This window comes from Legionella sp. 39-23, from assembly GCF_001897665.1.
Classification (GTDB): Bacteria; Pseudomonadota; Gammaproteobacteria; order Legionellales; family Legionellaceae; genus Legionella; species Legionella steelei.
The window spans coordinates 1-9,273 of the sequence record NZ_MKTO01000032.1; the positions used below are offsets into that span (position 1 = coordinate 1).

The window sequence follows — 9,273 nt, forward strand, 5'->3', positions numbered from 1 at the left end:
TAGCCTCTTATGTTTAACGGGAAATAAATACTTATAAAAATGATGCAAATTTATATGCTAAGATTATTTGTAATCATAATGATTAAAATGGAGCTTTGTTATGGCTTGGAAAAAATTAGGCTCAGGCGTTTATAACGATACCTATGTAAGTGATGATGGAACACGAGTACTAAAAATTCAAAAAAGAGAAAATGAGATTACAGATAGCCCTGAGCGTTCTGTACGTTTATGGAATGAAATAAATCCTGATCTTAAGCCACCAGCAGCAATTATCCAAACAGAGTTTGGCTTGGGTTGGGTTTGCCCTTATATAAAAGGACGCCAATCTACAGATAAAGAAATTAGCGCTGCATTAATTGACATATTTAATCGTACAGGAAGGATTATTGTTGACGCAGCTTCCCCAAAAAATTTTATTACAACTCCAGAGGGTAAGGTTATCTGTGTCGATATAGGAATGGCATTACAACTTGATAAAAAAGAAGAACAGCAATTTGGACGAGAAAGACGTAATAGTGTCATTAGTCAAGCAAGTTGGGAACTTACTAGTGAACAATACAAAGACGTTATTTTCCCTCTTACCCGTTTTGTACTTAAAATGGAAGACACAGTAAATACAATTAAGGCTTTATTGTTTCTTCGCGAAAATAGACCAGATATAACTAATGCAGATTTTTTAAATACAACTCATTCTTATAAGTCAAAATTTGGAATTATCCTTCAAAGGACTTATTTAACTACGCTTAGTAATGCTTTTTCTACAGAGAAAGAGAAGCAAGATGATGCAATAAATGCATTAAAAGAAGCAAACACGGAAGTTAAAGATCATCGAAGTAATTCTGTAACAACTTCTACTCCAAATGATGAGCAACTCTCTGTTGATGAAGTAATAAAGATGCTTAAAGATGAGATGCCCCCAACTGTAACGACCTTCAAAGGAAGTTGTATTAAAGAGTTAGAGCGATATATTAAATCAAGGGGCTCTCTTAATTATGAAGGACACTTTGAACCATCTTTCTTAACTAGAAAACTAAGGGATGAAGCACTAACTGGAGATAAAGTTGAAAAGGCTTTAAGGTTAATAGAGAACATAAGAAAAGAAAATACTATAGAAGGAGTAAAGAGCCTGATAGATGAGGCACAGAAGGATCAAATGGTTAATAAAGCCAGGTTTGGTAGCGGGCTTGCCAGTCGTTTAAATAGATGTATATGTATTCTTGAAAAAGGAGCAGTAACGCTTGCAAATATTGATAGAAATATTGAAAGCCAACATTTATAAAAAGGGCGAGTCCAAAATGCTGCGCCGCGCTGTGCGCTCTTCGCTACACGGCGTTCTTTCTTTATCTCTTAACATATTTTTTAAAAGAGAAAACGAAATATGTAAACAAAATATGAATTATTAAAACTTGGTAATATGCTCAAAAGATTTAAAAATTCCTATTTAAAATTATCTCTATTTAATTTTCCTGAAACCAAAAATGAACAGACTCAGGAAAATTGTCTTGGGAATGGACTTTAGATGAATGATTGAACAATTTTTATGTTGGATCCGTGTCTACTTTATGGAATCAGCGAAAAAGATTTTCCAATGCAACATGAAAGCACTCCCGATTTGATAACTTTTTACCAGAATCGGGGCCGAACCTCATATCGGCTCACTCCGGTTGGCCACTTAATAAAACATTAATACTTAATGGTATATAATTAAATCATACGACCAATTAGAGAAACACTGTGACTAAAAAATCTAAAATAGAACGATTGAATATTCTATGTGATAAATACAAAAGACATCTCGAAGAGGCTTTAATTAGTTATGTAAAGGACATGCCTAAGGATGTCATTAATTATTATACCAATAAAGAAGGCAATATAGACATAAATAAAATCATTGAGCAAGCAAACACCGGACGTTCGCTATACTGGCCAGCTAATGTGCAGAAATATCAATGGACGACACCTTCTTGGCAGCTTCACCCAGAGTTATATTTAGTACTTAATAAATATAAAATTGTTAACCAAATGAAGGATGCGCTGAATAATCCGAGCGTTCCAGATGAAGATTTACGGATAAAAGCATGCACAAATGTGCTTACCGAAAAGAATAAAGATACATTAAGAGAACGAAGAGACTCAAACAAAGGTGTTCAGTTTTTAGAAAATGTGCTTCATGTTTTAAGTTTAGGAATCTATTCAAAAGTTACTAAAGGAACATTTAAATTTTGGCAATCTCATGGTGAGGCTTTAAGCGAAAATATTGAAGAAGTTTCAAAAGAAGAAAGTAACCTTAAGATAAAATAGCACTTCTGTTTAGTCAACCCTTCGATAAAGCTACAAATTAACTTTTACTGTGAGGTTTCTGCAAGTTTGCAGAAACCTCACAATGATACAACATTTAAAAATTATCCAGATATAAATTTAATTGCAAATGCAGGATTAGATAAGAAACAATGGGTAAATCTAAAAAAAACATATAGAATCTGTTCAACAACTCCTTGGCATAAGAGAGGGTAATAACCTTCCCTGTTTAATACTATTAATATGGACGAGTAACTTTAGTTCCCACAAACAACTTAATAAATCATGTGGAAATTGTTGGATAAATTTGTCGTCCAAAAACATTTTATATTCATTATAAATTTTATTAAAATAATTTCTGGCATATTTATGCCAAATTGTATTATCTGATTTCAGATGCTTATATAATTCATCCCCTTTTTCTGATGAAAAAAGATCAATCCATGTGGCTGAGGTGAGTGGTCTATTCTGCGGCATGATTTTCCTTCCTTTATCCAAAAAGATCTTCAATGGTGGCTTGCATTTCATCCTGACTCGGTTTGGCATAGCGAAAAATTTTCCTTTACGGGTACAGCTTTTAATCCTCTGTTCACAAGCTGACTTTAATCGCATCAATTGACGTGAGGATAGCCCATTCCAATCCGGTGCATCGGTTTGTAAATCTTTCACTTGCGCAAATGGGTCACCTCCTAATAGGGGTCTTTTTGGAAGAATGGCTTCAAATGTAACAATTTTGTTACAAAACAAACTCCCTATGTCATAGTCACGTTACATTGAGCACCTATCATTTCTTGTGAATTACTTGATAGGAAAAAAAATGAACTTAAAAAAATACTTAGTAATTGGAGCCTTAGTAAGCTCTTTGGGCGGGGTTTCTGTTGCAAACGCACATATGCCTCCTGGACATGGATCCCAGAATTCTTCTCCTAAAATCTCAAAATTAGTTCCAGAGGAACAACGTGCTGAATTTAAAGCGATGCTCAAAGACATGCACGCTCAAATGCAGCCATTAATGAAGGAGAAACACGCGTTACATACGCAGTTAATGGGTTTAGTAGCTACACCAGGAGCTCATTGGGAAGACATTTCTTCAGTTATGGATAAATTAATCGCAAATAATGCTGCTACGACCAAATTAGTAACAAAAAATCAATTCGAAATGTTTCATAAGTTTGGTGTGCTACTTCCACCACCTCCAGGTGCTCCTGCCCTATAGTCTCAAGCTCCATCTCCAATGTTTATTTGGAGATGGACATAAAATACCATACTGATTATCATGCCTTCCAATTGATCAAACAACGACTAATTTCAGTAAAAAACCATGACAGTTAGTTTGTTACATAATCAATAATCGTAATACTTTAGTTACTCTGAATAGGTACATGAATATGAGTGATACCATCAAATTAGCGAAAATGAGACAACAAAAAAAACTCAACCAATTCAAACGAGCAAACAAAAGCACGTTTGTTAGCGCTAAAATTTCTAAAATTCCTGGACAAACCTATTCTGGTAGCGTCGATACTTATTTTAAAAAGGAAATCAAAATTTCGTCTACCGAGGCGATCCATATCATAGAAAAAAATGGTTCATTTAAATCGCTTATCTGCCATGTCATGCAACCCTCTTTAGAACAATTGAAACGATTTGGTTTCATCCCAGCTGAAACGCCTATTTCGCAAGCCATCAATCAATTAGGTGGATACCGCCAAATCATTCTTAAACGAGCCTATGAAAATCATAAAATTACATCGCTTCATAAAGAAAAAGTGTCCTTACTGGATTTTTCTCAAGACCTATTGATGGCTTTAGAGCCCTTAGAGTGTGTAACTAATACGCTAAATGAACATCTATATGAAAATCAAAAAATAGCCATTCAGTCAACAATTAAAAACCTCCTAATAAAATTATCTCAATATAAAGCCAAGCATCGGAGTACATTGCATCCATTATGTGCATTCGATACAAATGCACTTAATAAAATGGACCAACTCTATGAGGCGCTATGTGCACGATTAGAAGCGTTATCCGTAACCATTGATAATGCATCTTTTGAAGAACTTAAAGTGCTCTTAAGACCAACGGGCTCAGAATCCATTCTTACTCATGTAAAAGATATGGGTATGGCAATTATTGTAAAAACGCAAGAACTGAATCAAAACCTTACCTACAGCCGCAAAGCAAAATCCTTTTTCAGAGGTGAATTAAATAATGCTTGCGAAGAGGCGCTCAAAGTAATTCAGAATTATGAAGCGGATCCACACAATCCTATTTTGCTCGAGCACCAGGGAAACTTTAATGATACTGGCAGTACACTTGCTGTTGATTTCTCCGGACTTGATGAAGAAAAAATAAAACCTCTCATTTATGCAATTAATGAACTATCAAATCACGGTATTCAAAAACGAGAGGAACACTATGTATTAGGGAAAATAGAGCTAAGCCCTTCTAATCTCTCTCATAAAGCAACATGGGGCAATTTTTCTTTAGCTAATGTATTTAAAGATATTTTCCGCGGGACTTTAGTTGTACTCAAGCAAGCTATCTTTGGAGTAGCATCTTTCCTTATAAATTTAATTATAGATGTACCTATCTCTTTCCTTACTACCCTTTTCTCTTTTGACTTTCTAAAAATTTCTTCATTAAGTACATTCCTTTTTCCTCAAAAGAACCAAAATAGTACAATACCATTAGTTAAAGAACTTCTCGAGTCTTGTTCATTTAAGCAAACCAGTTTTGGGTCAAACAGCGGACGAAAACTCGCTTTATTAGCAGTTAATTTATTAAAAGATGTAGGTAATACATTCTTAGGTATACTTTACCGTTTAGGTTTTGGTTTTTATGACCTTTTTTTAGATGCAAAAATACAGTTCAAAAAAAGCAATCGAACGACTCAATGCCAAACAATTTTATCGGATATTAGCGATTCTCTTACAGCAATAAAGCAAGAAAACATAAAACAACTTGATTCTTTGATAACACAAGAAAAGAGCATCATAAAAGCTCAAAAAAATTGCTCTCAAAATACTAAGCCTATAGTAATAACAAGTCCTGACGTAGCCTGTGCCCCCTACCATCTTAGCTCGGGAGAATGGCATGACCTAGTAAATGTAATCTTTGATAAAGTAAAAACAATCTTGGATGAGGGAGTTACTTTTGCTCTCGCAAAACATCCCATTAAAACAAATCTAATTTTGGCATTACAGCTTGGAGCCATGCTTTCCATCCTCGCTCCAACAGCAATGCCACTGGTAACCCAAATGTACACCCAAATATTTTCCCTTTTACAAAATACAGTAATTACTATTATTCCTCAGCCTGTTTTAAATACAGCAACCCTGATAATGAATAATGATATAGTTAAATACCTTCAAGTCACTCAAATGCTTGAAAATATAATCGGTATTAATCGACCTTTAGGCGCTGATTTGCCTATAGAAAAAATTGACTCTTTTAAGTCTCATCTACCAGAGCAAAATCCGAGACAAAATAAGACACCTCAGCTATTTTTACAAGTAAAGGCGCTGCAACTTCTCTTAACAAGACAAGATGTACTTCAATACTTATCATATCGAGAAAAACGTTTGCTCATGATGGTGATTGAAGAATTATTTAATGACATCAGAGATAAAGAATATTTTATAAAAGGATTATCCTGCTTACTCTATCCCCCTACAAAAAAAACTTCTTTAAATCAAACATTAACCATTATCTTCGATTACATTCCATTACTGGCACGCTGTCTTTTGAGTCCTATAACGTTTTCTTCTCGACCTTGGCATGAATTGAAAAATAAAATAATTAAAGATTTAACCCGTATCGTACATGCGATAAGTAGATTATCTAATGCCGTATTTAACATGGCAGTACGGATTTTTATAAGAGCTCCGGGAGACATTCTTGTTAATGAAATTGCAGCAAGAGTAGAAGGAGCAATCCATGATAATAAGCACAGTATCTCTCAAATTTCTTATCAATTAAGCCAATATTGTAATCAATCAATGGAACAAATCCGACAGAAATCTTCAACTAGTATCGACATCATGCGACGCATGTCTAGTGCACCATCTCCACAAGAAGCGCTCAAAAATGTGACTGCATACTTATATGCTGGTGGGCTTTTTGCATCTGAAAATAATATTAATTCCGAACAAAACACTCTAAGCAGCAACCCTTCTGTAAACCTTCGACCAAATACAGGTTGTATAGAAACGTTTTAAGGATAATGTTTTCTATCAGCTGACATTTACCACAACTGTAACTGGAGTAAATATGAAAGGAATGACTCTCGACAAATATGGCAATTTAACATTTGATAAATCATCTGCTGAACTAACATCAGAAGAACTTGAGCAACAATTGAAAAGTATCTACTTAGGGCCTGTAAATGAAACTATTACCGTCGTAGGAAATAAAGATGGCCTTGAACTTTGAATATAACAGTTTTTTATTGAGTTTGAGGTTGCAATTCAAGACCTGCCCCCAGATGCTGGGTTTAATAAATGGCACCTAAATCCACAAAATTAAACAAACAATAATTGAAACAGTTTTTAAACCAATAAAACCTACTCAAGTTTAATTTCAATACACAAAATAAAGAGCTCACAAAAACAGTGGTTTTTATGAGCTTAATAATATATTGTGTATTTCTCTCGTACCATAAAGACTAAAACAGAATATTTTTATGGATATAGCAAATTATTCTTTTTGGATAAAAATAAGCGTTTGTTTTTTTCTTTGTTTTGGCATGCAAGCTACTCACAGCACCAGGACCTATTCTAAAGATTGGGCTGTTGCAAACATTATTGGACCAATATCAGAAAACTCTTCTTTTAAATATTACCTAGAGCCACAATTACGTCTAATTGACACTCCTTCGGTCTTTAATCAATTCCTTTACTTAGGTGGATTAGGTTATCAATTTAATAGAAATGTTATGTTGTTTATAGGACCTGGGTGGATTTTAACGAAAACACCTGAAAACAAGACACATACAGAAAAACGATTATGGGAACAGTTAAATTGGCAAGTCATAAAAGATTCTAATTTGAGTATCAATAGCCGAACTCGTTTGGAAGAAAGACAACGTAGCGATCAATCCCAAATTGCTTTTCGTTTACGGGAGCGCTTATGGCTAAGAGTTCCCTTGAAAAAATGGCAAAGTTATTCTTTTTCATGTTTTAATGAGTTTTTCTTTAATCTCAATCATCCTAGTTGGACATCACCATATTTATTTGAGCAAAATCGAGCATTTATTGGGATTGCCAAAAATTTATCCAAAACAGCCATTTTGGACATAGGATATCTAAATCAGTTTCTTCACTCATCTAAAAACCAGAACGACAATGTATTATTGCTTAGCCTCACGATGATTAGATAAAGTGCTCACATAATAAGAAAACCAGAGAGTTTGCGTGCTCTCTGGCCGAGTTGATCTAAGGTTTTTTCTGATCTTTTTGATATTTTTAGAAGCTTAAGGTCTAATACTATGATTAAGATCTTGTCGGTCTAATTCAGCTGCCTCAGCAACAGTATCAACTGGCCCAGTAACCCGTTCAATATCTCTCAATACTTTCAGATTTGCAGTAAAATTTTCTATATCATTATTTGCTACAGGCTCTACTACTTTTTTTTCGCTCAGCCTCTTTATTCTGATTTCGCATCGTTTGCAATCGAATACAATCCAAGGGCTGTAGGCTAGTTATCACTGTCAAATCGATTAAGCCCCTTAAGCATTACCTGGGCTTTGAAAAACCTATGAACCTCAAACCTTGAAGTGCCGCCAAAAATTCAATAAGAACTCTTTAAACTAGGGTTCAAGGTCTGATCCTCTCGGTTTCTGTTATTGATTATGTAGTTGCAGACAAATCAGTAATTGATTATGCATTTGTACCCCCATCAATCGTAAGATTAGCTCCGGTAATATAAGAAGCTTCTGGGCCAGCTACAAATGAAACCAATGCAGCCACTTCATCCACCTGACCATAACGTTTAAGTGCTGTGTTTGCCACTTGTAGTTGTGCCGAATCGCCAGTTGCTGGGTTTAAGTCCGTATCTATAGGCCCCGGTTGCACATTATTAACAGTAATTCCTCGTTCGCCTACTTCACGAGAAAGCGCCTGCGTAAATAGTTTGACAGCCGCCTTTGTGGCTGAATAGGTAGCAAGTCCGGGATTCATTATTCGCTCGCCAGCACAAGAGCCGATGTTAATGATTCGCCCTCCCTTTTTGAGATGTTTCAGGGCAGCTTGCGTTGCAACAAAAACCCCCATAAGGTTGAGTGCAACAACCTCATTCATTTCTTCGAATGAAGTCTCCTCAAAAGGTTTTGCAATCGCCGTGCCGGCATTATTGACCAATACATCAAGACGGCCGAAAGTACTCGCCACTTTGTCAATTGCAGCTTTCACGGCCTCCGAATCACGCGCATCCGCTTGTAAAGCAATAGCCTCTCCTCCTGCAGCTTTGATGTCCTTGAGCACTAAATCTGCTGCATCAGAATTTTTAGCGTAAGTGATTGCAACTCGAGCACCATCTTTGGCCAATCTCTTAGCGATGGCAGCGCCAATCCCGCGCGACCCACCGGTAACCACTACAACTTTATTTGCTAACTGGTTCATTCATTTTCTCCTGTTCAATTATTCTTATGCGAGTAAGAGGCTTTTGTCTGTTGATATGTCACATATCTATTTGCCCCTCCTAAGGGTTTATTTTCTACCGAAACAATTCTCTTTGCGTCATCTCAAGCCGCTGGTGCAACTGGTGCATTTTTTGTGGGTTCGGCATTTAAATCATATGCGAGTAAATGACTCCGTGATTGCAAATCATTAAAGAAACGGTCACGACATGTAGTCACAGATAATTTATTGGCAAGATCTGCCATTTCGGGTATTGAATTAGACGTTAAATAAGTCGATACAGATAAAAACATTGCTGCAGCTAATTTTTTATTTTTAATCAGTTGAGGTCCTTGTA

Annotated in this window: 9 protein-coding genes; 6 read left to right on the forward strand and 3 right to left on the reverse strand. The window is 35.7% G+C overall.

The window, feature by feature from the left end:
* Nucleotides 1–100 precede the first annotated feature (100 nt).
* Nucleotides 101–1,279 (forward strand): hypothetical protein, encoded by a 1,179-nt coding sequence (locus BGO44_RS11755; protein ID WP_058510670.1) that lies wholly within the window; start codon nucleotides 101–103, stop codon nucleotides 1,277–1,279.
* Between the two features lie 455 nt (nucleotides 1,280–1,734).
* The gene (locus BGO44_RS11760; protein ID WP_273199434.1) at nucleotides 1,735–2,301 is read left to right on the forward strand and encodes a hypothetical protein; all 567 of its coding nucleotides are present in this window, start codon (nucleotides 1,735–1,737) and stop codon (nucleotides 2,299–2,301) included.
* A 183-nt stretch (nucleotides 2,302–2,484) separates the two neighbouring features.
* Here the strand turns inward: BGO44_RS11760 and BGO44_RS11765 are convergent, their stop codons facing one another.
* The gene (locus BGO44_RS11765) at nucleotides 2,485–3,045 is read right to left on the reverse strand and encodes a hypothetical protein (protein WP_286823141.1); all 561 of its coding nucleotides are present in this window, start codon (nucleotides 3,043–3,045) and stop codon (nucleotides 2,485–2,487) included.
* A gap of 70 nt (nucleotides 3,046–3,115) precedes the next feature.
* Here BGO44_RS11765 and BGO44_RS11770 point away from each other — a divergent pair, with 70 nt between their 5' ends.
* The 4 genes from BGO44_RS11770 (at nucleotide 3,116) to BGO44_RS11785 (ending at nucleotide 7,678) form a co-directional block, all read left to right on the forward strand.
* Nucleotides 3,116–3,514, forward strand: a complete 399-nt coding sequence (locus BGO44_RS11770; RefSeq protein WP_273199438.1) for a Spy/CpxP family protein refolding chaperone — start codon at nucleotides 3,116–3,118, stop codon at nucleotides 3,512–3,514.
* 172 nt (nucleotides 3,515–3,686) lie between these two features.
* Nucleotides 3,687–6,518: a hypothetical protein gene (locus tag BGO44_RS11775; protein ID WP_273199440.1), complete on the forward strand. Its 2,832-nt coding sequence runs from the start codon at nucleotides 3,687–3,689 to the stop codon at nucleotides 6,516–6,518.
* Between the two features lie 52 nt (nucleotides 6,519–6,570).
* Nucleotides 6,571–6,732 (forward strand): hypothetical protein, encoded by a 162-nt coding sequence (locus BGO44_RS11780; protein WP_273199441.1) that lies wholly within the window; start codon nucleotides 6,571–6,573, stop codon nucleotides 6,730–6,732.
* A gap of 250 nt (nucleotides 6,733–6,982) precedes the next feature.
* The gene (locus BGO44_RS11785) at nucleotides 6,983–7,678 is read left to right on the forward strand and encodes a DUF2490 domain-containing protein (protein WP_273199443.1); all 696 of its coding nucleotides are present in this window, start codon (nucleotides 6,983–6,985) and stop codon (nucleotides 7,676–7,678) included.
* Between the two features lie 499 nt (nucleotides 7,679–8,177).
* Here BGO44_RS11785 and BGO44_RS11790 read toward each other — a convergent pair whose 3' ends face one another.
* Nucleotides 8,178–8,918 (reverse strand): 3-oxoacyl-ACP reductase family protein, encoded by a 741-nt coding sequence (locus BGO44_RS11790; RefSeq protein WP_273199446.1) that lies wholly within the window; start codon nucleotides 8,916–8,918, stop codon nucleotides 8,178–8,180.
* Between the two features lie 122 nt (nucleotides 8,919–9,040).
* A partial coding sequence (locus BGO44_RS11795; protein ID WP_286823142.1) for a hypothetical protein occupies nucleotides 9,041–9,273 on the reverse strand: 233 nt, incomplete at its 5' end.